Origin of the sequence: Brevundimonas variabilis, from assembly GCF_014199945.1 — a bacterium.
Taxonomy (GTDB): Bacteria; Pseudomonadota; Alphaproteobacteria; order Caulobacterales; family Caulobacteraceae; genus Brevundimonas; species Brevundimonas variabilis.
On record NZ_JACHOR010000001.1, the window covers coordinates 224,749 to 250,622 of the forward strand.

General features: G+C 67.0%; 27 protein-coding genes. 21 read left to right on the top strand and 6 right to left on the bottom strand.

Features of this window, described 5'->3' with window-relative positions; translation table 11 throughout:
* Positions 1–4 precede the first annotated feature (4 nt).
* From GGR13_RS01020 to GGR13_RS01090, 15 genes are all read left to right on the top strand, one after another.
* Positions 5–1,393 carry a hypothetical protein gene (locus tag GGR13_RS01020; RefSeq protein WP_183211607.1) on the top strand — a complete coding sequence of 463 codons (1,389 nt, stop codon included), beginning with the start codon at positions 5–7 and terminating at the stop codon, positions 1,391–1,393.
* Between the two features lie 18 nt (positions 1,394–1,411).
* Positions 1,412–2,236 carry a c-type cytochrome biogenesis protein CcmI gene (ccmI, locus tag GGR13_RS01025; RefSeq protein ID WP_183211608.1) on the top strand — a complete coding sequence of 275 codons (825 nt, stop codon included), beginning with the start codon at positions 1,412–1,414 and terminating at the stop codon, positions 2,234–2,236.
* An 82-nt stretch (positions 2,237–2,318) separates the two neighbouring features.
* Positions 2,319–2,867 (top strand): cytochrome c maturation protein CcmE, encoded by a 549-nt coding sequence (ccmE, locus tag GGR13_RS01030; protein ID WP_183211609.1) that lies wholly within the window; start codon positions 2,319–2,321, stop codon positions 2,865–2,867.
* Complete coding sequence (locus GGR13_RS01035; protein ID WP_183211610.1) at positions 2,864–4,864, top strand: heme lyase CcmF/NrfE family subunit; 2,001 nt, start codon at positions 2,864–2,866, stop codon at positions 4,862–4,864. The genes ccmE and GGR13_RS01035 overlap by 4 nt, the downstream gene beginning before the upstream one ends.
* A 152-nt stretch (positions 4,865–5,016) precedes the next feature.
* Positions 5,017–5,592, top strand: coding sequence for a cytochrome c-type biogenesis protein (locus GGR13_RS01040; RefSeq protein WP_343060275.1), 576 nt, complete (start codon positions 5,017–5,019; stop codon positions 5,590–5,592).
* 41 nt (positions 5,593–5,633) lie between these two features.
* Positions 5,634–7,193 carry a trypsin-like peptidase domain-containing protein gene (locus tag GGR13_RS01045; RefSeq protein ID WP_183211612.1) on the top strand — a complete coding sequence of 520 codons (1,560 nt, stop codon included), beginning with the start codon at positions 5,634–5,636 and terminating at the stop codon, positions 7,191–7,193.
* A gap of 85 nt (positions 7,194–7,278) precedes the next feature.
* Entirely contained in the window at positions 7,279–7,950 is a 672-nt protein-coding gene (locus GGR13_RS01050) for a response regulator transcription factor (protein WP_183211613.1), read from the top strand.
* 9 nt (positions 7,951–7,959) lie between these two features.
* The gene (locus tag GGR13_RS01055) at positions 7,960–9,378 is read left to right on the top strand and encodes a sensor histidine kinase (RefSeq protein WP_183211614.1); all 1,419 of its coding nucleotides are present in this window, start codon (positions 7,960–7,962) and stop codon (positions 9,376–9,378) included.
* Positions 9,375–12,284: a bifunctional [glutamine synthetase] adenylyltransferase/[glutamine synthetase]-adenylyl-L-tyrosine phosphorylase gene (locus GGR13_RS01060; protein ID WP_183211615.1), complete on the top strand. Its 2,910-nt coding sequence runs from the start codon at positions 9,375–9,377 to the stop codon at positions 12,282–12,284. The genes GGR13_RS01055 and GGR13_RS01060 overlap by 4 nt, the downstream gene beginning before the upstream one ends.
* A gap of 51 nt (positions 12,285–12,335) precedes the next feature.
* Entirely contained in the window at positions 12,336–12,965 is a 630-nt protein-coding gene (locus tag GGR13_RS01065; protein WP_183211616.1) for an EF-hand domain-containing protein, read from the top strand.
* Positions 12,966–13,030: 65 nt separating this feature from the next.
* Positions 13,031–13,636 carry an RNA polymerase sigma factor gene (locus GGR13_RS01070; protein ID WP_183211617.1) on the top strand — a complete coding sequence of 202 codons (606 nt, stop codon included), beginning with the start codon at positions 13,031–13,033 and terminating at the stop codon, positions 13,634–13,636.
* Complete coding sequence (locus GGR13_RS01075) at positions 13,633–14,058, top strand: hypothetical protein (RefSeq protein ID WP_183211618.1); 426 nt, start codon at positions 13,633–13,635, stop codon at positions 14,056–14,058. The genes GGR13_RS01070 and GGR13_RS01075 overlap by 4 nt, the downstream gene beginning before the upstream one ends.
* Positions 14,055–14,576 (top strand): periplasmic heavy metal sensor, encoded by a 522-nt coding sequence (locus tag GGR13_RS01080; RefSeq protein ID WP_183211619.1) that lies wholly within the window; start codon positions 14,055–14,057, stop codon positions 14,574–14,576. Before GGR13_RS01075 ends, GGR13_RS01080 begins: the two co-directional genes overlap by 4 nt.
* A gap of 141 nt (positions 14,577–14,717) precedes the next feature.
* Positions 14,718–15,905, top strand: coding sequence for a BaiN/RdsA family NAD(P)/FAD-dependent oxidoreductase (locus tag GGR13_RS01085; protein WP_246347671.1), 1,188 nt, complete (start codon positions 14,718–14,720; stop codon positions 15,903–15,905).
* 248 nt (positions 15,906–16,153) lie between these two features.
* On the top strand, positions 16,154–16,489 hold the full coding sequence (locus GGR13_RS01090; protein WP_183211621.1) for a TFIIB-type zinc ribbon-containing protein: 336 nt from the start codon (positions 16,154–16,156) through the stop codon (positions 16,487–16,489).
* 14 nt (positions 16,490–16,503) lie between these two features.
* Here the strand turns inward: GGR13_RS01090 and GGR13_RS01095 are convergent, their stop codons facing one another.
* Entirely contained in the window at positions 16,504–18,216 is a 1,713-nt protein-coding gene (locus GGR13_RS01095; RefSeq protein WP_183211622.1) for a hypothetical protein, read from the bottom strand.
* Positions 18,217–18,382: 166 nt separating this feature from the next.
* Between GGR13_RS01095 and GGR13_RS01100 the strand changes: the two genes are divergently transcribed.
* The 5 genes from GGR13_RS01100 (at position 18,383) to GGR13_RS01120 (ending at position 21,854) form a co-directional block, all read left to right on the top strand.
* The gene (locus GGR13_RS01100; RefSeq protein ID WP_183211623.1) at positions 18,383–19,087 is read left to right on the top strand and encodes a two-component response regulator ChvI; all 705 of its coding nucleotides are present in this window, start codon (positions 18,383–18,385) and stop codon (positions 19,085–19,087) included.
* Positions 19,056–20,675: an ATP-binding protein gene (locus tag GGR13_RS01105; RefSeq protein WP_183211624.1), complete on the top strand. Its 1,620-nt coding sequence runs from the start codon at positions 19,056–19,058 to the stop codon at positions 20,673–20,675. The genes GGR13_RS01100 and GGR13_RS01105 overlap by 32 nt, the downstream gene beginning before the upstream one ends.
* Before the next feature lie 62 nt (positions 20,676–20,737).
* Positions 20,738–21,100, top strand: coding sequence for an HPr kinase/phosphorylase (locus tag GGR13_RS01110; protein WP_281380541.1), 363 nt, complete (start codon positions 20,738–20,740; stop codon positions 21,098–21,100).
* Positions 21,101–21,165: 65 nt separating this feature from the next.
* Positions 21,166–21,570 (top strand): PTS sugar transporter subunit IIA, encoded by a 405-nt coding sequence (locus tag GGR13_RS01115; RefSeq protein ID WP_183211625.1) that lies wholly within the window; start codon positions 21,166–21,168, stop codon positions 21,568–21,570.
* Positions 21,567–21,854 (top strand): HPr family phosphocarrier protein, encoded by a 288-nt coding sequence (locus GGR13_RS01120; protein WP_183211626.1) that lies wholly within the window; start codon positions 21,567–21,569, stop codon positions 21,852–21,854. Before GGR13_RS01115 ends, GGR13_RS01120 begins: the two co-directional genes overlap by 4 nt.
* Before the next feature lie 44 nt (positions 21,855–21,898).
* Here GGR13_RS01120 and GGR13_RS01125 read toward each other — a convergent pair whose 3' ends face one another.
* The 5 genes from GGR13_RS01125 to GGR13_RS01145 form a co-directional block, all read right to left on the bottom strand.
* Entirely contained in the window at positions 21,899–22,360 is a 462-nt protein-coding gene (locus tag GGR13_RS01125) for a peptidase S1 (protein WP_183211627.1), read from the bottom strand.
* 105 nt (positions 22,361–22,465) lie between these two features.
* The gene (locus GGR13_RS01130) at positions 22,466–23,371 is read right to left on the bottom strand and encodes a dienelactone hydrolase family protein (protein WP_183211628.1); all 906 of its coding nucleotides are present in this window, start codon (positions 23,369–23,371) and stop codon (positions 22,466–22,468) included.
* 74 nt (positions 23,372–23,445) lie between these two features.
* A complete protein-coding gene (locus GGR13_RS01135; protein ID WP_183211629.1) occupies positions 23,446–24,072 on the bottom strand; it encodes an alpha-ketoglutarate-dependent dioxygenase AlkB in 627 nt (208 codons plus the stop codon).
* Positions 24,073–24,075: 3 nt separating this feature from the next.
* Positions 24,076–24,291 carry a helix-turn-helix domain-containing protein gene (locus tag GGR13_RS01140; RefSeq protein ID WP_183211630.1) on the bottom strand — a complete coding sequence of 72 codons (216 nt, stop codon included), beginning with the start codon at positions 24,289–24,291 and terminating at the stop codon, positions 24,076–24,078.
* A complete protein-coding gene (locus GGR13_RS01145) occupies positions 24,291–24,779 on the bottom strand; it encodes a hypothetical protein (protein WP_183211631.1) in 489 nt (162 codons plus the stop codon). The genes GGR13_RS01140 and GGR13_RS01145 overlap by 1 nt, the downstream gene beginning before the upstream one ends.
* A gap of 122 nt (positions 24,780–24,901) precedes the next feature.
* Between GGR13_RS01145 and GGR13_RS01150 the strand changes: the two genes are divergently transcribed.
* On the top strand, positions 24,902–25,822 hold the full coding sequence (locus GGR13_RS01150) for an IS1595 family transposase (protein ID WP_183211632.1): 921 nt from the start codon (positions 24,902–24,904) through the stop codon (positions 25,820–25,822).
* The last annotated feature ends 52 nt before the right edge of the window (positions 25,823–25,874 follow it).

Sequence of the window (25,874 nt, forward strand, 5' to 3'; positions counted from 1 at the left end):
CGATATGGCCGGCTTGTCGGTGGCGCACCTCGCCGCCCTGGCACAGATGATTGAACGCGTGCCCGACGCCACGCTCGAGAAACTGTCGGTTGCCGTCATGTCCATGCCTGGCGAGAAGGCTGATGAGCTCGCGAGGGTCCTGGCCGACGAGACCAAGGACCGCAAGCGCCGCTTCCGTGTCCTGCGGCCCATCCTGCCCATGTTCAGGCCGCGGGCGGACGGCGTGGAGGCCATCCGGTTTCCGGCTGCCGTGCTGCCACGATTGTGGAAGGCCGCCAGCGCCAAGGAGAAGAGCTGGCTGCCCAAACTGGATAACGATCCCCTGACGGGCCAACCCCTCGACCCCGCAATCGCCGATGCAGTCGCCAGCCGCATCTGTCTGGCAGCGGCAGCAGCCGTTCGCGACCGGCCTGACGTCATCTGGCCCGATAACGGGATGAGTTCTTCGGATCGTCAGGCGAGCCTTGCTGCCCTGGCCGGTGTCTGCGATCTCGCCAGCCTGGCGGCGCGGGGTCTGCCATCGCTGACGGTCTGGATCGGGCGACCGAATGAGGACCAATTGGCCGAGTTGCGACTTCTGGTCAGAGACGCCGCCGCCGTGGCGCCGGAAGGCGCGCAGCGTCTTCTCGAGATCCTGTTCGCCCATCTCGAGGATCCCTCGCGCATCCTTCGCCTGGTCGTGCATGCCTCGACAGCCGCAGGGCGGGAGATCTTCCTGTTCGATTCCGAACTCGCCGTCTTCGTTACCCGCCTGATCAAGACCGTCGAGGACCGTGTCGCCAGGATTTCGACCTATCGCGGTGACGGAGGGCCGGATCCGTTTGCCGTGCTGCGCGACGACATCGCCTGGTGTGCCACCGTGCTGAACGAGCTCGACCTGACCATTCAGATGCAGCCCGGAGGGGTCTGGGGCAAGCAGGCCCGGGATGCGCGGCTGCGCGTGAACGCCACGCTCCACAAATTGCTGAGCAAGGCCGAAGCGACAGTCGAGAAAGCTCTGCCGACGGCGAAGATTCAGGGCTCGGGCCGGATCGCCCGCACAACACCCATGCTCGACGTCGCAGTCCCATCCGAGGCGCGCGAAGCCGCCCTCGCCTCACTGGCTCTGGTCCGCGCCGTCCGGTCTTCGGCCAGCGTCTTCGGCTCGGAGACCCTGCGGTACAAGGTCCTGCAAACGCTGACGGATCGGCTGGCGACCTATGCCGATCAGGCGCTCGATCGCATCAATCGCAACGACGTCGCCAACGTCGAACAGGCGCGCCAGATCGTGCTGATGGTGGCTGACTTCCTGACGACGCTCGAGGCCATCGACGAGGCCAAGACCGTGCGTCGCCGCGTCGCGGTGGCTGGCGCGCCCATGGGTCACAACGACCCCTCGCGGGGAGCGGCCTGATCCGCTAGACCCGCTCGCATGGTGGTTTTGTGGATACTGGCCGGGCTCGTGAGCGCAATCGCTGCGCTGATGGTCCTCACGGCGGCACGACGCGGTGCCGATGGAACTCGGCTGGAGCAGCCGGATCTGGCGTCGCGTGAACTCGACGAACTCGACCGGATGAAAGCGCGCGGCCTGCTCAGCGACGACAGCTGGTCAGCCGCCCGCGCAGAAGCGGGGCGCCGCGTGCTGGCAACACCCGCCGTAGAGACCGTCGAGGTCGCCGGCCGGAACGACGGGCGCTGGGTGCTGGGCAGTATTGCCCTCACCGGCGCCATCGCCCTGGGCACATATGCCGTGTTCGGTGCGCCCGGCTTGCCGGATCAGGCCTATGAGCGCCGCGTCGACGCCTGGTCGAATTCGCTGGACACGCTGGAGCCGGCCCAGATCGCGGCCGTCGTTGCCCGTGTGGTCAAGGCGCAACCCAACGATCATCAAGCCCTGACCATGCTGGGCGCAGCGCGGTTCGAGGCCGGCGATCCATTGGGGGCCGCCTCGGCCTTCCGCCGTGCACTGGTCCTTCAGCCCGAAGATGCGCAGAGCTGGGCCCGGCTGGGCGAGGCACTCGTCCGCTCGCAGCAGGGTGTCGTCGGGGGCGACGCCGAGGCGGCCTTCCGTCGGGCCATCCGGATCGATCCCGGGCAGCTGGGTGCGCGCTTCTTCCTGGGCGAAGCTGCCTTGGCCCGGGACGACGTGGCAGAAACACGGGCCATGTGGGAACCTCTGATCGCCGCTCTCGATCCCGCAGACCCTCGCAGGACCAGTCTCGAGCAGCAGCTGGCAAACGCCTCGGTGGCGCGATGACGCGTTGGTGCTCCGCCGCGACGTCGCTATACGTCACGACGATGACGCTTACCGTTTTTCCCCTCTCCCGCCGGTGTCCCCGATGAGCTGGCTCCCCAAATCCCCCAAGGCCCGTCGCAGGCTCTGGATCGTCGCGGCTGTCGCGCCGGTGCTGGCGCTCGCTGTCGGTCTGTCGCTGTGGGCGATGACCGACAATGTGACCTATTTCTTCTCCCCGTCCGAAGTGACTCCACAGAATGCCCCGGCCGGTCGCGAAATCCGGCTGGGCGGCCTGGTCGAGGCCGGCAGTGTCGAACAGCAGGGCGGCGGCGAGGTCGTCTTTGCCGTCACCGACAACGCCGCAACGACGCGCATCGTCTTCCAGGGCGACCTGCCCGACCTGTTCCGCGAGGGCCAGGGAATCGTCGCTCAGGGGTCGTTCGAGGAAGACCGGACCTTTCGCGCCCGGCAGGTGCTGGCCAAACACGATGAAACCTACATGCCGCGCGAGGTCGCCGACCGCCTGAAGGCCAAGGGCGAGTGGCGGCCCGAAGGCGAGGCCGGTGCCTATACGCCCCCCGCGACGGGTGGCACGATGACGGAGACCCGGTCGAGCGTCTCGCCTGCCGCCAGCGCCCCAAGCCGTCTATGATCATCGAATTCGGGGCGTTCGCGCTCGTCCTCGCCTTTGCGCTGGCCCTGCTGCAGACGGGCCTGTCCATCGCCGGACGGCTGCGATCCAGTCCGGTCCTGACCGGAGCCGGCCAGGGTGCCGCCCTGGCGTCGGCCCTGGCCAATGCGCTCGCATTCGGGGCCCTGATCTTTGCCTTCGCCGTGTCCGATTTTTCGGTCGCGAACGTCGCGAGCAACAGCCACACCGACAAGCCGATGCTCTACAAGGTGGCCGCCGCCTGGGGCAGTCATGAGGGGTCGCTGGTCCTCTGGTGTATGGTGATGACCCTGTTCGGGGCCATCCTAGCCCGGGCGCGTGGGCTTCCGTTCGGCCTCAAGGCCTGTGCGGTCGCCACCCAGGGCGGCCTGTCGGCCCTGTTCCTGGCGTTCGCACTGTTCACCTCCAACCCGTTCGCGCGGCTGGACCCGGCTCCGTTCCAGGGTCAGTCGCTGAATCCGCTTCTGCAGGATCCGGCCCTCGCCATCCACCCGCCCCTGCTCTACCTCGGCTATGTCGGGTTTTCCGTGACCTTCTCGCTGGCCGTGGCGGCCTTGATCGAGGGGCGACCAAACTCCACCTTCTGGCCCGCCTGGGGCCGCTGGGTCCGACCCTGGGCTCTGGCGTCCTGGGCCTTCCTGACCGTCGGGATCACGCTCGGCAGTTTCTGGGCCTATTACGAGCTGGGCTGGGGAGGCTGGTGGTTCTGGGACCCGGTCGAGAACGCCTCGTTCATGCCCTGGCTGGCGGGCACGGCCCTGCTGCACAGCGCCGTCGTCACCGAACGGCGCGGGGCCCTGTCCGGATGGACCGTGTTCCTGGCGTTGCTGGCCTTCACCTTCTCGATGCTGGGCGCCTTCCTCGTGCGGTCGGGCGTCCTGACCAGCGTCCATGCCTTTGCGGTCGATCCCGAGCGCGGCCTGATGCTGCTGGCCATCCTCGGCGTCACGGCCGGGGCGGCCTTTGCCCTGTTCGCCTGGCGAGCCCCCCAGCTGAAGGGCGGCGGCCTGTTCGCCCCGGTCAGCCGCGAGGGCGCGCTGGTGCTGAACAACCTGTTCCTGACTGCGGCTGCAGCGACCGTCCTTTTGGGCACGCTCTATCCGCTGATCCTGGAGGCCGCGACCAGCCAGACCATCTCGGTCGGACCGCCCTATTTCGCCCTCACCTTTACCCCTCTGATGATCGTTGCCTTCCTGATCCTGCCGGCCGGGCCTCTGCTGGCCTGGAAGCGCGGCGACCTGACCGGTGCGATGCAGCGCCTCGCCGTGGCTGCCGGACTGACCCTGGTTGCCGCCCTGGCAAGCTGGTTCGCCTTCGAGCCGAAGAAGGCCATGGCCGCCGCCGGGATCGCGGTCGGGGCGTGGCTGATCCTGGGGGCTCTTGCCGAAGTCGTCGAACGCGTCCGCCTGTTCCGGGTCTCGTTCCCGGAGGTCATGCGCCGGATCCGGGCCCTGCCTCTTGGGGCCTGGGGCATGACCCTGGCGCACGCAGGTCTGGGCGTCTTCGTTCTGGGGGCCGTGGTCGAGGTGTCGTTCAAGGCCGAGAACGCCGCGCCCCTCGCCATCGGGCAGGAAATCAGCGCCGGCAACTGGACGGTGCGTCTGGACGACGTCCAGATCGTGGAGGGACCCAACTATCTGGCCGAGCAGGGCCGACTGACGGTGACACCCCGCGACGGCGGCCTGTCGCGCGAAGTGGTGTCCGAGCGGCGTTTCTTCCCAACCGGCGGGCAGACGACGACCGAGGTCGGCCTCGACTTCCGGGGCCTCGACGACGTCTATGTCGTCATGGGCGAGCGGCGCAGCACACCTGAAGCGGCTCAGGCCTGGACCGTGCGCGTCTATGACAATCCCTGGGCGCGGCTGATCTTCCTCGGCCCGGCCATCATGGCCCTGGGCGGCGTGCTGTCGCTGTTCGATCGCCGCCTGCGGGTCGGCGTCGCGGCAAGACGGGCCGCGCCGGTGGTGGAAGGGGCGTGAGGAGGCTTGCTTCCATTTCCGCTCATCCCGGCGAAAGCCGGGACCCAGAGCTGTCCATGGGACGGTACGCGGGACCGATTGCCTTGCTGAACAGGCACGACCGATCGTCCAAAGATCCGGGTCCCGGCTTCCGCCGGGATGAGCGGACATGGGTGGGGTTTTTCCTCACCGTCCTGCTTTCCATCCTGATCCTCGCCACCCCCACCTTCGCCCAGGAGCCCGCGGCCCTGCCGGATCAGCCTCTGGCCGATGCGTCACAGGAAGCGCGGGCCCAGGCCCTGTTCGAGGTCCTGCGCTGCGTGGTCTGCCAGCATGAGTCGATCGCTGACAGCCCGGCGGGCATTGCCGGCGACATGCGCCGTCTGGTGCGCGAGGAGATCGCGAACGGATCGACCGACGATCAGGTCAAGGCGGACATGGTGCGTCGCTATGGCGACTTCGTGCTGTTCGAGCCGCCGGTGCGGTTCGGGACATGGCTGCTGTGGTTCGGACCCTTTGCGCTCGTCGCGCTGGGCGGACTGGCGCTGCTGGTCGTGTCGCGGCGCAAGCGGGTCGAAACCCGGGACCTCAGCCCCGAGGAAGAGGCGCAATTGAACGAAGTTCTCCAATCGGACAGGTTCGGCCCGAATCCGGTCGCATCTTCGCCCCACGCCGGGCGTTCGTTGGGATCAACCGATGATACGGTGCCTGTTGGCGTCACGCCGCAGCCGCCTATATCGAAGCCATAGGTGCCGTCCGGCACCGGATTGAAAAGACGACAAGGATGACGATGCTGAAGCGCAAGGAGTTCATTCTGGGGGCAGCCGTTGGCCTAACCTTCGCCGCCGCCGCCACCGCCGGAGGGGTCATCGACTGGCCCACCGCCAATGCCCAGGTCGCGGGCGTCTCGGGACGGATCGCGCCGACGGCCGGTGCCAGCGCCCTCGCCTTTGCCCCGCCGCAAGGGGCCCCGCTGAGCTTTGCCGACATCTTCGACCAGGTCTCACCCGCCGTGGTCCAGATCACCGTCGAGACGACGGTCGAACGGCCCCGCGGCGGCCGGTTGCAGATTCCCGGCTTCCCGCCCGGCTTTGGCTTCCAGATCCCTGAAGGCGAAGAGGAAGAGGCTGAGCCCCGCACCTCGACCGGCGCCGGCTCCGGCTTCTTCATCTCGGCCAGCGGTTTCATCGTGACGAACAATCACGTGGTCGAGAACGCCACGGAGATTTCGGTCACCCTCGCCGATGGCCGTGAACTTGAGGCCCGTCTCGTCGGCCGGGACAAGGACACGGACCTGGCCGTGATCAAGGTCGAGGGCGGCGATTTCCCGTTCGTGGCCTTCGAGGAAGCCGCACAGCCCCGCGTCGGCGACTGGGTCATAGCGGTTGGCAATCCCTTCGGTCTGGGCGGCACCGCTACGGCCGGTATCGTTTCGGCCACGGCCCGCGAAATCCCCGCGAACGACAATCCCTACACCGACTTCCTCCAGATCGATGCTGCCATCAATACGGGCAACTCCGGCGGTCCGACCTTCGACATCTATGGGCGGGTCATCGGCGTGAACTCCGCCATCTTCAGTCCCTCGGGTGGCTCGGTCGGCATCGGCTTCGCCATCCCGGCGTCCATCGCCAAACCCATTACCGACCAGTTGATGAGCGGCGAGACGATCCAGCGGGGCTACCTCGGGGCCCAGATCGGCACGGTGAATACGGATGAGATGCGCGGATCCCTGGGTCTGCCCGACGACTTGGAAGGGGCATCGATTGAAGGGCTGACGCCCGGCGCGCCCGGTGCCGAAGCTGGTCTGCGTGAAGGCGATGTGGTCACAGCGATCAACGGCAACCCGATCGACAGTTCGACGGCACTGACACGCGCCGTCGGGGCGACCAAGCCGGGCCAGACCATGCGGCTCGACATCTACCGCAACGGTCGTCGCCAGACCATCAATGTGCGGGCAGGCACACGGCCAGCCGACATCAGCGCGACGGCCGCCGAGATGGAAGCCCCCTCCGGCGCGCCTGCAAAACCGGACGCATCGAGCAGCGAGACCATTCTCGGGATGACCGTCGGTCCTGTGCCGGCTGCGGTTCGGCAACGCTATGGCCTGACCGGTGACCAGAGCGGCGTCCTCATCACGGCTGTCGAGGCCCGCTCGCCTGCAGCCCGGGAAGGAGCCGCTGTCGGCGTGCTGATCGAGCGCGTGAACTATGATCGCGTCGCCACGGTCGCCGAGTTCAAGGCTGCTGTCGAAGCCGCGCGCGCCGCCGGGCGTCCCAGCGTCCTTCTAGCCGTCCGGGCTCCTACCGGCCAGCAGGGGCGGATCATCGTGCCGTTTGCCGCCGCCGAGTGATCCCAAGCCTGAATAATCGCTAACTCACTCCTTCGCCGCCGATGCGCTACCATCGGCGGCGAATCTGTGTTCGGAGGGGTGATCGATGCGCATTCTGGTGGTCGAGGACGATGCGGACGCCGCCCAGGCGATGGTCCGGGGGCTGAGCGAAGCGGGGCACGAGGTCGCCCATGCCGTCGACGGAGCCTATGGCCTGCTCGAGGCCCAGCAGGGCGGATACGACGTCTATGTCGTCGACCGGATGATGCCGCGCCTCGATGGCGTGGGCATGGTCGAGACACTGAGGAAGAACGGCGACCAGACGCCGGTGCTGTTCCTGTCGGCCCTCGGCGAGGTCGAGGACCGGGTCACGGGGCTGAAGGCCGGGGCCGACGACTATCTGGTCAAACCCTATGCCTTTGCCGAGCTGATCGCGCGGGTCGAGGCCCTGTCGCGGCGTCGCGAGACCGGCGGCGTCCAGACCGTGCTCAAGGTCGGGGATCTGGAGATGAACCTGATCGCCCGCACCGTGCATCGCGGTACCACCGAGATCGACCTGCAGCCGCGGGAGTTCCAGCTGCTGGAATTCCTGATGCGCCACGCCAACCAGTCGGTCACCCGGACCATGCTGCTGGAGAAGGTCTGGGAATACCATTTCGACCCCCAGACCAATGTCATCGACGTCCACATCAGCCGCCTGCGCGCCAAGATCGACAAGGGCTTCGACCGCGCGATGCTGCAGACGGTACGGGGTGCGGGATATCGGCTAGAGGCGTAAAGCGCCTCGATGCGTCTCCCCTCGCTTCTGCGCCGCACGCCGTTCCGGCTGACGCTGCTGTTCCTGGCCCTGTTCGCCACGGCCGCCAGTGCCATCCTGGCCTATGTCTATATCGCTTCGGCAGCGGAGGCCCGGGCCCAGGCGGAGGCGAGCGTGCAGGCCGAGGCCGACATCCTGCTGGCCATCTATAATGCCCGCGACATCGATGCCCTGAACATGGCCCTGATTGAGCGGATCAGCCGGAGCGGGCCCTATGTCTATGTGCTGACCGACGCCAGCGGCGCCTTCATCAGCCGCAACCTGGATGCGTCGCCGATCGACCCGGCCCCCGATACCCGGGCCGGCCAGTGGGGCACCTTCCGCCTGACCGAGACCGACGAGGCCGGGCGGGTCGAGCGGCCGCAGGGTCTGGGGGTCGACTATGAACTGAGCGGCGGCGAGCATCTGTTCGTCGGCCAGTCGCTGGGTGACACCGAAGCCTATCTGATGCGACTGACCCAGGCCCTATGGGCGGCGATGGGGATGGTGCTGGTGCTCGGCGCCAGCGGGGGCCTGCTGATCAGCCGCAATGTCGAACGGTCGATGGCGCGGCTGAACAAGGTCGTGATGGCGGTTCAGGACGGCGACCTGAAGGCCCGGGCCGAGGTGCGCAAGTCCGGCGACGAACTGGACGAACTGGGCCAGGGGCTGAACCAGATGCTGGACCGGCTGGAAGCCTCGATGACCTCGATCCGGCATGCAGGCGATGCCATCGCCCACGACCTGCGCTCGCCCCTGACCCGGATGCGCGCCAAGCTGGAGGTGGCCCTGATCGATGCCGAGGCGGGCAAGGTGTCGGGCACCGATGCCCTGGGCGTTGCGCTGGACGAGGCCGACCACCTGCTCAAGACCTTCAACGCCGTCCTCGCCATCGCCCGGCTGCAGGCGGCCCAGGGCACGCCGGACCCGGTGCGCTTCGATGCAGCAGACCTGGCCTCAGACATGGCCGAGCTCTACGAGCCGGCGGCCGAGGACAAGGGGCTGGAGTTCGGGGCCGAGATCGAAGCCGGCCTGATGATCGAGGCCAACCGGCCGTTCCTTGCCCAGGCCCTCGCCAACGTCATCGACAATGCCATCAAATACACACCGGTCGGCGGGGCCGTGATGTTCCGTGCCCGGCGGCGGTCATCGGGCGAGGTCGAGTATTCGGTGACCGACACCGGCCCCGGCGTGCCCGAGGCGGATCGCGAACGGGTCGTCGAACGCTTCGTCCGCCTGGACAACAGCCGCACGGAGGTGGGATCCGGCCTTGGCCTGTCGCTGGTTGTCGCCGTGCTGGAGGCGCATGGCGGGCGGGTGCAGCTGGATGAGGGTCCCGGTGTGTATGACGGGTTCGGACCGGGCCTGAGGGTCGCCCTTGTCCTGCCTCCCGCACCGGCGGGCGTATGAGCCTGTCCGCGACAGCCCTGGGTGCTTTGATCCGGCCCTGCGGACCGGTGATCGATCCCGCGATCGCTGCTCGGACACACGATCGGCTGATCGAGACGGCGGACGCCGGTGGCTGGCGGGCCGCTCTGGACGCCGCCTGGCTGGCGCTGGAGCCCGTCTTCGCGGCCTCGCCCTATCTGTCCGGACTGGCCCGGCGCTGGCCGGACCGGTTGCACGACATCCTGCGCCAGGACCCCGAGGCCCGGCTGGCGGCGATCCTGTCGGATACCGACGCACTGACCGGCGGGGCCGAGGACGTGCGCCGGCCCCTGCGTCTGCTGAAGGCCGAACTGCATCTCCTGACCGCGATCGCGGACCTCGGCGGACACTGGGATCTGGATCAGGTCACCGGAGCACTCAGCCGCTTCGCCGATGCCACGACCCGAACCGCGCTGGCCGCTGTGGCCCATGATCAACGCACCAGGGGCAAGCTGACCAGCGCCCCCGACGACCCGCGCGGCCCCGTGCCCGGGCTGTTCGGCCTGGCCATGGGCAAGCACGGCGCGTTCGAGCTGAACTATTCCAGCGACATCGACATCTCCTTCTTCTTCGACCCCGAACAACTGGCCGCGGCCCTGGGGCCGGGCGTGGAGGCCCAGACCTTCGTCAACCGCATCGGTCAGGGACTGGCCACCCTGCTGTCGGAGCGGACAGCCGATGGCTACGTCTTCCGCGTCGATCTGAGGCTGCGGCCCGATCCCTCCTCGACCCCGCCGGTCGTGGCCGTGCCCATGGCGCTGGACTACTATGAGTCCGTTGGCCAGAACTGGGAGCGGGCCGCCTTCATCAAGGCCCGGGCCGTCTGCGGCGATGCGGTTGCGGCGGCCGAATTCCTGAACGACCTGACCCCCTTCATCTGGCGGCGCAGCCTCGACTACCAGGCTGTGCTCGATATCCAGTCGATCAAGCGGCAGATCCACGTCCACAAGACCGGCGAGGGCCTCGAAGCCGCCGGAGCCAATCTCAAGCTCGGACGCGGCGGCATCCGCGAGATCGAGTTCCACGCCCAGACCCAGCAGCTGATCCTCGGTGGCCGTGACCCCGGCCTGCGCAAGGATCGCACGGTCGAGGCGCTGGCGGCGCTGGCTGCCGCTGGACACATGCCTGCCGAGGTCGCCGACGAACTGACCATCGCCTATGTCCGCCTTCGGGGTCTGGAGCACCGCGTCCAGATGCTGGACGACGAGCAGACCCACACCCTGCCCGCCGACCCTGGGCGTCGTCAGGCCGTCGCGGCTCTGGAGGGTCATGCGGATCTGGCCAGCTTCGATGCCGGGGTCGAAACCCTGCTGGCCGGGGTCAACCGCCGCTATGGCGAGCTGTTCGAGGGCGAGGAAGACCTGTCTTCTCCCTATGGCAGTCTGGTCTTCACCGGCACGGACAATGACCCGGAGACCCTCGCGACCCTGGAACGGATGGGGTTTTCCGAACCGGCCTCCGTCGCCGACACGATCCGCTCCTGGCACCACGGACGCATTCCCGCGACCCGGACGGCACGGGGCCGGGAGCTGTTCACCCGCCTCGCGCCCCGCCTGCTGACCGCGCTCGCAGATACAGGGGCACCCGATGCCGCCTTCCGTCGGTTCGCCGTCTTCTTCTCGGGCATGAATGCGGGCGTGCAGGTTCAGGCCCTGTTTCTGGGTCAGCCCAGGCTGTTTGACCTGGTCGTCGGCGTCATGGCGTTTGCGCCGCGTCTGGCACGGGCGCTGGGGCGGTATCCCGCCGCTCTCGATTCCATGCTGGACGCCCGGTTCCAGACCGAACTCGGCATCAACACCGGCCTGTTCGACCAGATGGACGCCGAGGCGCGAGCCTCGGGCGATTTTGAAGGGGCCATGAATGTCGTGCGCCGTCTGCATCGCGAGCAGGACTTCCGCATCGGCATCCAGACCCTGAGCGGGCGTGTGGGGCCGGCGGCCGCGGGGCTGGCCTACACCAATCTGGCCGATGCGGTCATGCGGACCCTGTCGGAAGCGGCGCTCGTCGAAACCCTGCGCCTCGGCGGGGCCTTTCCCGGCGTCGTCGCCGTGATCGCCCTGGGCAAAGCCGGCTCGCGCGAAATGACGGCGAGTTCCGACCTCGATCTGATGACGGTCTATGACGCCCCGCCCGAAGCGGTCAGCGCGGGCAAGGGCTGGAGTGCGGATCTGTGGGGGGCCCGCTTTACCCAGCGGCTGATCGCAGCGCTCTCGGCCCATACCGGCGAGGGCGGGCTTTACGAGGTCGACATGCGGCTGCGGCCCTCCGGGTCGAAGGGGCCCGTTTCGGTGCGGCTGGCCGCCTTCGAAGCCTACTATGCGGAGGAGGCAGCGACCTGGGAGTTCATGTCCCTGACCCGGGCAAGGGTTGTCTGGGCCAGCGACGCGGACTTCGGCGAACGTGTCACCGCAGCGATCGAGGGGGCCCTTCGCCGTCCGCGTCCGGGCGTGGATGTGGCAGCCGATGTCCGGTCCATGCGGGACCTGATGGATCGTGAACGGCGCCCATCGGGGTTCTGGGACCTGAAGCTCGCCTCGGGGGGTCAGGTGGATGCCGAGTTCGTGGGACAGTACCGCCAGCTCGTCAGGGCAGCGGCAGGCGCGACCCTGACCGTTTCGACCGTCGATCAGCTCGGCCATGACCCGGTCCTGGCCGAGAGCTGGACACTACATCAGCAGCTGAGCCAGCTTCTGGCCTGTGCGTTCGAGGACCGCCCCGATCCGGACGCTGAACCGTCGGCCTTTCAGGCCCGGCTGGCAGAAGGGGCTGACGCACCGGACTTCGACCGGCTGCGCGCGCAACTGGCCGACGTCAGGATGCGCGCACGAGCGGCCTTCGAGACCGCCCTTCCCTGCCCCCGCGACGGAGTTTCCGACGACCCGCGTTGAACCTGTCGACATGGGGATGCGCCAGGCCACAACGGCCAATCGGAGACCACAATGAAAAAGACGATGATGATCGGCGGCGCCGCTGCGCTCGCTCTCTCCGCCGCCGTCGGTGGCGCTGCCCTTGCCCAGCAGGCACCTGCCGAGCGCTCGCCTGCCCGGGCTGATGCCAACCGTGACGGACAGATCACGCGGGCCGAGTTCGTCGATGCTCGCGTCCAGCGACTGAAGGCCATCGATACGGATGGCGACGGCACGATCACCAGGGCGGAACGAGCGGGTGCGAAACAGGCGCGCCGAGCCGAGCGTCTGGAGGGCCGATTTGATCGGCTCGACACGGACCGCAATGGCGCAATCAGCCGTACCGAGTTCCAGGCCCGTCCCGAGCGGGGAGGTCGTGGGCCCGGTGCGGACAGGATGGGCCGCGGTGGCCCCCGCGGCGAACGCATGGCAGCGCGCCGGGAGGCCCGTGGCCCGCTTGTGATCGCTGAAGCCGAGGCCCGGGCGACAGAAGCCTTCGCCCGGATGGATGCCAACAGCGATGGAGCCGTGACGGTGGCCGAACGTCGCGCTGCCCGCCAGCAGATGCGTCAGGTCCGGCAGGAGCGTCGTGCCGAGCGCGTGGCCCGTCGTGCGGCTCCGGGTTCGCAAACCCAGTCGCCTCCGACCCCCGGTTCGGAGTAAGGGCATGTCGGGGAAGGCCGTGCTGTCTCGGTCAGCCCGTTTCGTGCGAATCGAAAGAGGGCCGTTTGGCGCTGACGACCGACCCCGACGAGGATTTGGTTCGCCGTGTGGGTCAGGGCGACCCGGCGGCGATCCAAGCCATGGTCGCGCGAAAACTGCCCCGGATGCTGGCGCTCGCCAGCCGGATGCTGGGCGATCTCACCGAAGCCGAGGATGTGGCGCAGGAGGCCATGCTGCGGGCCTGGAAGCAGGCCCCCCGATGGAGGCCGGGACAGGCCAAGTTCGATACATGGCTGCACCGCGTCGGGCTGAACCTCTGTTACGATCGGCTGAGACGACGCCGGGAGGTCCCGACCGATACGCCACCCGACCGGACCGACGATGGGCCAGCGCCCGATCGCGGGCTGATCGCAGCACAGACGGGCATCCGGGTGGATGCGGCCCTAGCCCGGTTGCCGGACCGACAGCGCGAGGCCATCATCCTGTGTCATTATCAGGAACTCACCAACATCGAGGCGGCGTCGCTGATGAGCGTCAGCGTCGACGCCTTGGAAAGCTTGCTGTCACGGGGCCGACGGGCCTTGCGACAGACACTGGCCGATCTGGCTCCGGGTCACGACCCCGGGGCCAGCCCGAGCTCCGCTCGGGCGGCTGAAGGAGGAAGAACATGAAGGTCGAACGATTTCAGGAGCTGGCCGAGGCCTATGGCGCGGATCTGCGCCGCTGGCCGGAGACGGACCGCGCGGCGGCCGAGGCTTTGCGGCGCGCCGAGCCTGTCATGGTCGAGCGGCTGTTGTTCGAAGCGGCGATGACAGATGCAGCGCTGCATGCATCCGCGTCCCCCCAGGTGTCGATGGCCCTGCGTGACCTCGTCATTGCCTCTGCGACCGCGGCAGGCCTGTCACATCGCCGGATGCAATGGATTGCAGGGCGCCTGGCCTGGATGTCCGGGGCAGGCTGGGCCGCAGCGGCCTGTGCGGGCGTGGTCTTTGGCCTGAATCTGACGACCCAACTGACGGCTGACAAGCAGGTCGATGCCGTCCTCTATCAGGCCACGATGGACGGCGTGGATGACACCGAGGTGCTGGGTTGAACGCGCGGGTTCTCGCCATTGCCCTGGCGGTCTCCGTGGCCGTGAACCTGTTTGCGGTCGCCGCGGGCGTGACCGTGATGGTCGGCCAGGCGAAGGTCGAACGCCAGCTCGAGCAGGCCCAGCGCCCCGGCCGGGATCGCTCGATGCGCGAGGTTCTCGCCACCGTCGATCCCGAGGTCCGGGACCGCGTGCGCGCTGCCATGCGCGCCTCGGCGCAGGCCGCGCGTCCTGATTTCGAGGATGCCCGACAGGCGCGGCGCGAGGCCGTTGCCCTGAGCCAGGCTGAAGCGTTCGAGCCTGCTGCCGTGGCGACCTTGCTGCAACGCTCCCGCGAGGCGGAACTGAGGGGCCGGGCGCGGCTGGAGACCGACATGGTTGCCGTCCTGCAGACCCTCGCCCCCGAGGATCGCAAGACCCTGTCGGTCTTGATGAACCGCAGGCGCAATCGGGATCGCAGGCCGACAGAGCCCGTGGCCGAGCCTCGTCCCCAGCCCCCCGTCGCGGGCGAGAAGGGCTGACGCGAGACCGGACGGCATGGCATCAGCGATCCCGCTGCGGTATCGAGCGCGGATGTTGATCGAGACCTCTCCGCGCGCGGGAACACCGGCTTGAGCCGCCAGACCATCGACGTCCTGATCGTGGGTGCGGGTGCGGCGGGCATGATGTGCGCGATCGAAGCCGGTCAGCGTGGGCGCCGGGTCCTGGTCGTCGACCATGCGCAGGCCCCGGGCGAGAAGATCCGGATTTCGGGTGGCGGACGCTGCAACTTCACCAATACCGGGACCACGCACAGGAATTTCCTCGGCGAGAACCCCCATTTCGCCGCCTCGGCGCTGAAACGCTACACGCCCGCCGACTTCATTGCCCTTGTCGATCGGCACGGCATCGCCTGGCATGAAAAGACCCTGGGCCAGCTTTTCTGTGACGACAGCGCCAAGCAGATCGTGCGGATGCTGACCGACGGCATGAGGGCCCGCGGCGTGGTTCTGAAACTGGGCACGGGCATCGCCGCACTGGAGCGAGCGAGCGACGGCTTTGATGTCACCCTGGACGACGGAACGAGCCTCAGGGCCTCTTCGGTCGTCGTCGCGACCGGCGGCAAGTCCATCCCCAAGATGGGCGCCTCAGGATGGGGCTATGATCTTGCCCGGCGCTTCGGGCTCCGGGTCACGGACACCCGCCCTGCCCTGGTGCCTCTCACGTTCGAGACCGGGCTTCTGGAGACGCTGAAGGCCCTCGCCGGAGTGGCCGTCGAGGTGGAGGTAACGTCCGATCCCGCGCCCGGTCCGCGCGATGCCACCCCGGCGGTGGCCAGCATGCGGGACAGGGCGACATTTCGTGAAGGCATGCTGTTCACCCATCGCGGCCTGTCCGGTCCGGCCGTCCTGCAGATCAGTTCCTACTGGCGCGAAGGCGAGGCGATCACGATCGCCATGGCGCCGGGCGAGGACGTCTACGGGCGGCTCAAGGGCGTCAAGGACGCCGGTGGCAAACAGGCCATTCACACGGCACTGGGCGAGATCGTGCCGCGCCGCCTCGCCGAGACGATCGTCGCGCGGGAGCAGATCGCAGGCAAGCTGGCCGAGGTCGGAGACAAGACCTTGCGGCGTCTGGACCAGGCCGTGAACAACTGGACGGTGAAGCCTGTCGGATCCGAAGGTTATCGCACGGCCGAAGTCACTCTGGGCGGGGTCGGTACCGGTGCCCTGGATCAGAGGACGATGCAGGCCACGACCGTGCCCGGCCTCTTTTTCATCGGCGAGGTCGTCGATGTCACGGGCTGGCTGGGGGGCTATAATTTCCAGTGGGCCTGGTCGTCCGGTTGGGCCGCCGGTCAGGTCTGCTGACATCGCGCGCGCTGTCGGACTTGCGCGCCTAACCGCGACTTCCTAGGTTGCAGATGCGGGACGGGCCCCTCTGGCGTTCGTTTCCGGTTCTGTTTCCGAGCGGCTTTCCCCCCAGCCGTGGCGAGACGCCGGAGGCGACGCGATGTCGGACCGCAACGGGTGCGCCCGGAGCATGGCCTGTCGCTCGCTTGTGATGGATTGTGTTCCGGGTGCATTCGTCCACTGGTTCAGCTCCACTGAGGCCGCCCATGCCCCTTCTGATGTGCCCGAACGACAACGCTCCGATGCAGACGCTCGAGCGCGCCGGCGTCCAGTTCGACATGTGTCCGACGTGTCGCGGTGTCTGGCTTGATCGCGGCGAACTCGAAAAGCTGATGGACGCTTCGGCCGCGGACAGCCGCCCGGCCAGCCCTGCACCATCGACCTATGCGCCGCCCCCTCAGCAGCCCTCACCGTGGGGCGGAGGGGCCGCTGGCGGGTATCGCCAGGAGCCGCGTCGCGATGACTATCGCCGGGACGACCGCTATGATGGCGACCGTTATCGCAAGAAGAAGCGCGACAGCATTTTCGACATTTTCGACTAGGCGCTGGTCCGGGATCAGGCGGCCAGGCCCGCAGCCTGCATCAGGCCCTTGATGGCGAGAACCGTCTGTGGTTCCGCATGAAGTGCGGCGCGGGCCTCCGGGGCCCGAAACAGTTTCAGGGCCTCCATCTTGGCTCGGTCGGCCACAGGGCCGGTCGGGCCTGTTTCTCCGGCCGCAAGGCGCAGCAGCATGGCGAGGCGTCGGGGGATCGGAACACTCGCCCGGGCAATCTGGCCAATCAGTTTCGCCTCGGTTTCGATGGCACCACCGACAGCTCCGATCGCCTTGCAGATTGCGGTTTCGTCGCTTTCGCCAAGGTCGCAGGACCTGACAGCCCGCTGGAGATTGGCGAGAACCGTCAGCTTTTCGACCGGGGGCTGACGCGAGGCGCGCATTTCCGTTTCAAAGCGCAGGGACCCCACGCAGGCGGACATCCAGCGCGCTGCTGCCCGCTTGTTGGCCGCACCCGTCACGTTCTCGCAGAGCCGGGCGAGCTGTTCCGCCTCGCAGAGGACGGACTCGCACTGTGCGACAAAGGCCGAAACGAAATCAGCCGTGACGATATTGCGCGACCGTTCCACGAAGGCGTTCTGGACTTCCTCAAGCGTGAGAAGGCGACCCACGGTCGCGGTCAGTGACATCGCAAGGACGCGGAGAATGTCGATTTCGGAAGAGGCTTCGCTGGGGCGTAGCCGACGCGGCCCCATCAGCTCTCGCAGAACCATGCGGGCCAGGGACGAAGCCAGGATCGGATAGTCGCCCGCCCCCAGATGCGCCCCGAGCCGTCCCGCCGCGCCGTCGACGACCGGCATCGCAAGTGCGAAGCGGGGATCGTGCCTGACCAGAGCCTCGATTTCTCCCGGAGCGACCATGCGAACAACGGCAGCGAGGCTGCCGCCCTGGTCCAGCCCCGGGCCCAGAATGTCGGCCAGATTGGTCCGGGGGGCCAGAAGTTCGCAGAGCAGTTGCTCGATCTGCACCATGACCAGCGCCCGGGGCGGACCGTCTGCCGGAGCAGCATCCGCCAGATCCATGAGGCAGTCGAGGCGCGCCCTGGCACCCTTGATTCCCTTCAGGGCACCGGAAACCACACCGCCCATGATGAAGGCGCGATCGGGCAGCCCTGCGATCTTCCTGGCCGTGTCGGCCAGGGGACGGCTGGAGAGTTCGGTGAAGACGTTCGCCCGGCCCGCCTTGATGACCCGCTCCATCGCCTGCTCCGACAGGCGTTGATAATGACGGATCAGCTCGTGGGTCGCCTGACCGGTGGCCTGGCTCTCGGGGATCGCAATTTTCTGCAGCGCATGCTGGAGCTCGACCCCTGACGCCTCCAGTCGCTCCACGAGGTCCGGGCGGTGCAGGAGCTCGAAAGCGGTCACCCCGTTCCGGGCCAGCCAGTCCTCCAGCACCCGTCCCAGCGTTTCGCGGGCCAGCGGCGTATAGAGATCGGACGGGCCCGTGCACCGGGGCCCGAGCGTTTCCCGCTCGACCGAGCGCTTTTTGGACACTTCCGGCACGCCTCGGGTCAGCAGGGTCGTGCTCTGGAACGCCATCGTCTCGGTATCGAGCGTTTCCTTCGTGACCCGAACGGCTACGGCGCGCTTCTCGGCCAGCAGGTCTTCCGCCGTGTCGATCGCCTGCTTGCGATCTTCGGTCGCCATGAGCAGGGTCCACGGCGAAGGTGGCGTCTTGCGCTGGAAAACTTCGTAATGGATCGGTCCGGCCATGCCGCCTTGTGCCACAACAGGGTTTAAGGGCGGGTTTCCGTATGAACACTGGCGGTTCGGCCTGTGTGGCCGTAATGTCACCGTGATTTCGATCGAACGGTTACGCTTGTGGCGCGTTCATACGATCCGACACGCGATATCCGACTGAAACGAAGGAGGCCCGAGCTTGGCCAATATCACTCTGGTGGACGACGACGAGAACATCGTCGCCTCGGTATCACTGGCGCTGGAAAGCCACGGCCACAAGGTCACGGCCTATCACGACGGGGCCACCGGCCTTGAGGCGCTGGAAACCTCGCCCCCGGACCTGGCGATCCTCGACGTGAAAATGCCCCGCATGGACGGCATGGAGGTGCTGCGTCGCCTGCGCCAGACCTCCCAGATCCCGGTCATCATGTTGACCTCCAAAGATGAGGAGATCGACGAGATCCTGGGCTTCAACCTGGGCGCGGACGACTACATCCACAAACCGTTCAGCCAGCGCCTGCTGATCGAGCGCGTTAAGGCGTTGCTGCGTCGCACAGGCGCGGACGGTGGCGAGCCCGAGCCCTCTGCCGAAATCAGCGGCAAGGCGATCCGGCGCGGGAAGCTGGTCATGGACCCGGCCCGCCACGAAAGCACCTGGGACGGCAAGGCCGTCAAGCTGACCGTCACGGAATTCCTGCTGCTTCAGGCCCTGGCCCAGCGCCCGGGCTTCGTGAAGAGCCGCGACAACCTGATGGACGCCGCCTACGACGATCAGGTCTACGTCGATGACCGCACGATCGACAGCCACGTCAAACGGATGCGCAAGAAGTTCCGCGTGGTCGACAACGAGTTCGACGCCATCGAGACCCTGTATGGCGTCGGCTATCGATACCGCGAAAGCTGAACGACCGGACGCGCTGGTCGAGGATGCCCGCCCCCGCCGACGGCTGATCCGCTTCGGCGGGTCGCGGCTCGGCGGGTTCATCCTTGTTCTGAACCTGCTCAGCCTGCTGATCCTCTTCGGCGGTGCGCTGGCCCTGAACGAGTGGCGGACGGGCCTGATCGAGGCGCGCCAGGAGTCGCTGCTGTCACAGGCCGAACTTCTGGCCGAGGTGCTCTCGGACCAGAAATACACGGTGGGTGAGCCCTATCCCACGTTCAACGAGGAACAGGCTTCGCAGGTCCTGCTGGACAAATACGTCCCCCGCGGCCAGCGGGCCCGCATCCACGACGTCGATGGCTTCCCGGTCGCCGACAGCTATGTCGTGTCCGAGAATATCGGCGGCCAGCCCCTGCCCCCGGCCCGTCCGGCCGGATCACCGGTCAGGAGCGACCGTCTCACCCCGCGTCAACTGCAACAGATCGAAGACGCGCGGGGCGAACTCGGCGAAGAGATCGCGCTGGCCCTGGAGGGCACACCACAGGCAGGCGTGCGCGTCTCGGAATCCGGCGAACGTGTGGTCTCGGTGTCCTTCCCCATTCGTCATGTCCAGCAGGTGCTGGGCGTCCTGACCATCGAAGCCGCCGATGTCGACGAAATCCTCGACGACCAGCGACGCGCCCTGATGCCGTTTGCGCTGGTGGCGCTGGCCGTGAACCTGATCGCCTCCCTGCTGCTGCACCTGTTTGTGGCCCGCCCGGTCATGCGGCTGTCGGCAGCGGCTGACCAGGTCACCGCCCAGCGCGCCCGCGCCATCTCGCTGCCCGATCTCGAGGACCGCAAGGACGAGATCGGCGATCTGGCCCGGTCGCTGGAGTCTATGACCGACACCCTGTCCACGCGCATGGACGCGATCGAGCGGTTTGCCGCCGATGTCAGTCACGAGATCAAGAACCCTCTGACCTCGATCCGCTCGGCGCTGGAGACCCTCGATCTGGTCAAGGAGCAGAGCCAGCGCGACCGGCTCACGGCCCTGCTCCAGTCCGACGTCAAACGGCTGGACCGGCTGATAACCGACATTTCCAATGCCTCGCGACTGGACGCCGAACTGTCGCGTGACCGGCCACGGTCGATCGATATCGCGACCCTGCTGGGAGATATCGTCGGGGTCTATGAGACGACGTCACGGCCCGGCGAGGCGCAGGTGGTTCTGGCACCCCGGCCCGAGGGTATGCTCCGCGTCATGGGCCAGGACGGGCCGCTGGGGCAGGTCTTCCGCAATCTGATCGACAATGCCCGGTCCTTCAGTCCGCCCGGCGGCGAGGTGCGGGTCTCGATTCGGCGCGATGACCGCATCCACATCCGGGTCGAGGACGATGGCCCGGGCATTCCGCCCGAGAACCTCGAGACGGTCTTCGAGCGTTTCTATACCTCGCGTCCAAAAGGCACGGCCTTCGGGGCGAATTCCGGCCTGGGCCTTTCAATCGTGCGCCAGATCGTGGAGTCGCACGGCGGGTCGGTGGTGGCGACCAACCGGTCCGGTCCGGACGGCAAGATCATGGGGGCAGCCTTCGAGGTCACCCTGCCCGCTGTCGGCGGACGTCGGTCCTGAGCCCCTCGATCCATGCCACGGCCGTCGCCGTCCGGGACCGGAACGGCTGGCGCAGCGTCCTGCTGCGTGGCCCATCCGGAGCGGGCAAGAGCGACATGGCCTTGCGCCTGATGGCCCGTGGATGGCGGCTGGTCAGCGATGATCAGGTGCATCTCTGGCGCTGCGGCGAAAGCCTCTATGCGACAGCGCCGCGCCAGATCCTCGGCCAGATCGAGGCCCGGGGACTGGGCATCGTTTCGGCGGCCCCGCTCCATGTCGCGCGGGTGGCGTCTGTGGTGGACTGTGTGCAGCAAGCCACGGAGCGCATGCCGGAAGCGGACCGGATCGACCTTTGCGGCTTGTCCGTTCCCCGGCTCACACTGGACATCCGGCCACAGTCCGCGGTCGAAACCCTGATCCGGTCCATCGTGGGGCTTGAACCCTAGCGACTTTGCCCTATTCAGTCGGCGCTTGCATCCAGGGTGTTCGGAGCGGCATCGGTGAAGCCTTCATGATCGGGCTGGTGATCGTCACCCATGGTGGCCTGGCCTCGGAATTCCTGTCTGCGATGGAGCATGTCGTGGGACCCCAGCGCGGGGTCGCGGCCATCTGCATCGGTCCGGACGACGATATGGAGCGGCGGCGTCGCGACATCGTCGATGCGGCCGCGGCTGTCGACGATGGCTCGGGGGTCATCCTGCTGACCGACATGTTCGGGGGGACACCGTCCAACCTCGCGATCTCGGTGATGGGTCAGACCCGCGCCGAAGTCATCGCCGGGCTGAACCTGCCCATGCTCATCAAACTGGCCAGCGTGCGGACACGCGAAAGCCTCGAGGCCTGCGTCGCGCACGCCCAGGACGCGGGTCGCAAGTATATTTCCGTGGCGTCCTGGGTGCTGGCGGGCGAAAAATGAGCGCGCCTACCGACGTGTCAGAGACTGTGGTCGGGATCTGCAATACGCGCGGGCTTCATGCCCGGGCCTCGGCCAAATTCGTGAAGCTGGCGTCGAGTTTCGAGTCCGAGGTCAAGGTGACGCGGGATGGCCAGACCGTCGACGCCCGCTCGATCATGGGTCTGCTCATGCTGGGAGCCGGCATGGGTTCCGACATCCACATCAAGGCCGAAGGGTCCGATGCCGAGGCCGCGATCGAAGCCCTGGCTGACCTCGTCGTTCGCAAGTTCGACGAGGACGCCTGACCCCCAGGTTTTCGACCTGGGGGATTTTGCCGGTTCGGCAGACGTTACGGGGTTTCTGTGATGAGCAGCGTGGCCGAGGCCGTGCCACCGCCGAACGTGCCGATCCAGACGTCATAGGTCCCGCTGGCAGGCTTGTTGAAGCGCACCTCGGCGTCGCCGTCGCCATAGCTGTCATCGTCACACGACCAGTCGCCGTTCGGACCGTTGATGATCAGTGTCGTGTCCGTGGACGAGATGGTCCGAAACACCAGAGGCAGGCTTCCGGAGGAATAGGTGACCTCGAAATCCGGTGCGTCGCTGATCCGGCCCGTGCATGAACCCGGGAGACGCGACCCATCGATGCTGCCGCCCGCCGTTACGGAAACCCGATACGGGTCAGGGGTAAAGCCTGCGCTCAGGCTGATTTCGCCGAAATTGGCCTTGAGGCCCGCATTCTGTGCTGAAGCCGATCCGGCGGCAACCAGCAAGGCAGCCGACAGGGCTGCTCCGAAGATGATGTGTTTCATGACGATTTCCCCTCACCTGTCCCGACACGAGACGGTCCCGTACCCAGGTTCATGGAACCAACATTGATTGCCGTCAAGCGGTCGGTCGAGAGGATTCGGGACGCCTCAGGCCTTCAGGCGGGCATCGAACAGGGCCAGCAACCGGGCCCACCCATCGGCGGCGTCCGGGGCGCTGTAGCTCTGGCGATAGTCGGCGTGGAAACCGTGCTGCGCACCCGGATAGACGGTGATCCCGCTCTGTCGGGCCCCCGCCCTCTGCAGGGCCGCATTCATCGCATCGACGCTGGCAAGGGGAATGCCGCCGTCATTCTCGCCATACAGACCGATGACCGGAGATTTCAGATCATCGGCCAGATCGACGGGCCAGGGTGCTCCTGCTGCGATCTGCTCCGGCGTGGCCGTGGGTGATGGCGCCAGACGCCCGTACCATGCCACGCCCGCGTCGATTGCTGCGAAGCGGGCGACGGCCTGCCAGACCACCTTGCCCCCCCAGCAGAAGCCGGTGATGCCGACCCTGTCGGCATTGGCCCAGGGCTGCTGGCTGACCCACTCGAGGGTTGCAGCAATATCGCTCATGACCTGTTCATAGCCAGCCGCCGCCACGATCGTCTGGATCTGGCGCATGTCCGACAGGGGGGCCGGATCGGCCGCGCGGACGAAGAAGGCTGGAGCGATGGCCACATAGCCGGACTTGGCCAGCCGCCGGCAGATGTCCTGGATATAGGCGTGCACGCCGAAGATTTCGGATGCCACGATCACCACCGGAAATGGCCCGCTGCCCTCCGGCCTTGCGACATAGGCCGGCAGGGCAAAGCCGTCAGGCGCCGGATAGGTCACATCGGCGACCGTCAGGCCGACCGCGTCGGTCACGATCGGCTCGGCGGCCTGCGCCAGGGCTGCGGGGGCATAGGCGGCGAAGAACAACCCGCCCAGTGTGCCCTTGGCCAGGCCTCGCCGCGAGACGTCGAACTCTTCGGCGGTCTGGCCTTCGGGACGGTTCAGGACGGGCATGGGCAAGCTCCGGAAATGTGACACCGGACTGTGACGCTGGCATGCCGAACCGTCGAGTCACGATCTCCGTGAGGTCATGCGGCCTTTCGCAGCGTGAGATTGATGCGCCCGCCGCCAGCGATCAGTCGCGACGATTCCTCCAGCACCCGGTCGATCCCGTGCCGCGCCAGCCGCGCAGGTCCGCTCAGCGCACAGACATCGCCCGAGGCAAGCCGCACCGTCGCGGTCCGTCCGCCGTCGGCCGGTCCGATCCGAAACATGGCGGTATCGCCCAGCGAGACCGACACCACCGGTGCGCCCATGTCGGCTTCATCCCGGTCCTGATGCAGGCCCATCTTCGCCGAGTTCCGGTACAGATTGACCAGACAGGCATCGGGCTGGTCTTCGCGACCCGTAGCCTCGGCCCACAGGGCCAGCAGCATCGGCGGGATGGCGGGCCAGGGGCGGCCGGTCTCCGGGTGGGTGGGCTGATAGCGATAGCCCGCCCGGTCTGACACCCAGCCCAGCGACCCCATATTGGTCATTCGCACCGAGAACGGCCGCCCGCCCGGGGTGACCGGTTGATAAAGCGGAGCTTCGTCAATGGCGGCCAGGACGGTTTCCAGCAGGGTCGCCTGATCCGGAGGGGACAGCCAGCCGGGCCAGAGTCCAAAACCCGGCAGGATGCCCGCACCGATGTCGCGCACGGCGGCCTCAGCCATGGCTCATCCCTCCCACTGAAACACCGCGCCGATCTCGACCCCGAAGACGGCGGCGATGCGGAAGGCGGCTTCCAGGCTGGGCGAGTATTTGCCCGCCTCGATGGCGGCAATGGTCTGCCGCGTCATGCCGATCCGTTCGGCCAGCTGGGCCTGGGTCATCTCTCCGGCGTGGAATCGCAGGGTGCGGATCGTGTTTCGGATGGGCGGCGGTCCCGCCATCAGCGCAACCCCTTCAACAGGGCCAGCGTCACGCCGGCACGGATCGTCTCGGCCAGGACCAGACAGGCGACCAGCACATTGGCCAGCAGGACCATGGCATTGACGTCGGTCGTATAGCCCGCCCGCCCCTCGACCAGATTGCCGCCGACCAGCCCGCCCAGATAGACCAGCAGCGCCAGCACCATGATCAGCGCGGTCAGGGTCATCAGGGCGACATGGCTGCCTTTCAGGGCCGCGCCGATCTCGCGCTCGTCCCGGCTGGTCTTGTCGACCTTGCTCGTGGTTGCGGTGGCGATGAGGGTCAGCACGATCTCCAGCACGACAACCCCGACCAGACACAGGAAGAACAGCCCGCCGATGTCGCCGGCAAAATCGTCGGCCCTGAGTTCGCCCCGCGCCACGCGCGTTCCGACCGACCAGAAATAGAAGCCCCAGACGCCCACCGCGCCGATGATGCTGATCCAGAGATGTTTTTCACGAAACGACATGGCGGGCTCCCGATGATGGAAGCGGAGTCGCATATGTCAGACATTGAGTCTATTATTTTGGACATTATGTCTTTGACAAACCCACCACATAATGTAGGGTGAGGGGGTAAGGAGATTCCCCCGTGTCCGTTCTTTCCAAGCCCTACTTTCATGATGAAGCCGCCGCTTTCGCGTTCGTCGAATGCATCATCTGGAATGGCACCCCTCACTGCCCGACCTGTGGCTCAGTCAAGGTCTATGCGATCAAACCCAACGCGGAAAAGAAGGTCCGTATGGGCCTGAAGAAGTGCGGCGACTGCAAGCGCCAGTTCACCGTCCGCATCGGCACCATTTTCGAGGAAAGCCACCTTCCCCTGCACAAGTGGCTTCAGGCGATCTACCTGATGTGCAGCATCAAGAAGGGCATCAGCTCCAAGCAACTGGAGCGCACCCTGGAATGCACCTACAAAACCGCGTGGTTCCTGTCGCACCGTATCCGTGAGGCCATGCGCTCGGTCGATCTGGCTCCGTTCGGCGGCGGCGGTGGCGTGGTCGAGGCTGACGAGACCTTTATCGGTCGCGAACCCGGTATGCCCATTCAACGCGGTGTGGCTCACAAGATGAAGGTGCTCACCCTGATCGACCGCGCCACTGGCCGCGCCCGTTCAGTCGTGATCGACGATCTGAAAACCACCACCATCGGCCCGATCGTTCTGGCGAACGTCAAGCGCGAAGCCGCCCTGATGACCGACGAAGCCCACCGCTTCCAGGCCATCGGTCGCCATTTTGCGAGCCACGACACCGTCAACCACGCCAAGGACGAATACGTCCGCGCGGGCGATCCCATGATCACGACCAACACCGTCGAGAACTATTTCAGCGTCTTCAAGCGCGGCATGAAGGGCACCTACCAGCATTGCGCCAAGAAGCACCTGCACCGCTATCTGGCTGAGTTTGATTTCCGCTACTCGAACCGTTCGGCGCTGGGCTGCGAAGATCAGGAGCGGACGCTTCGCGCTTTGAAGGGCATCGTCGGCAAGCGCCTTACATACCGCTTGGCCTGACATCTGGACCCAAGCCGGCCCCAAACGGACGCTGGAGGCCACGAAAGAAGCC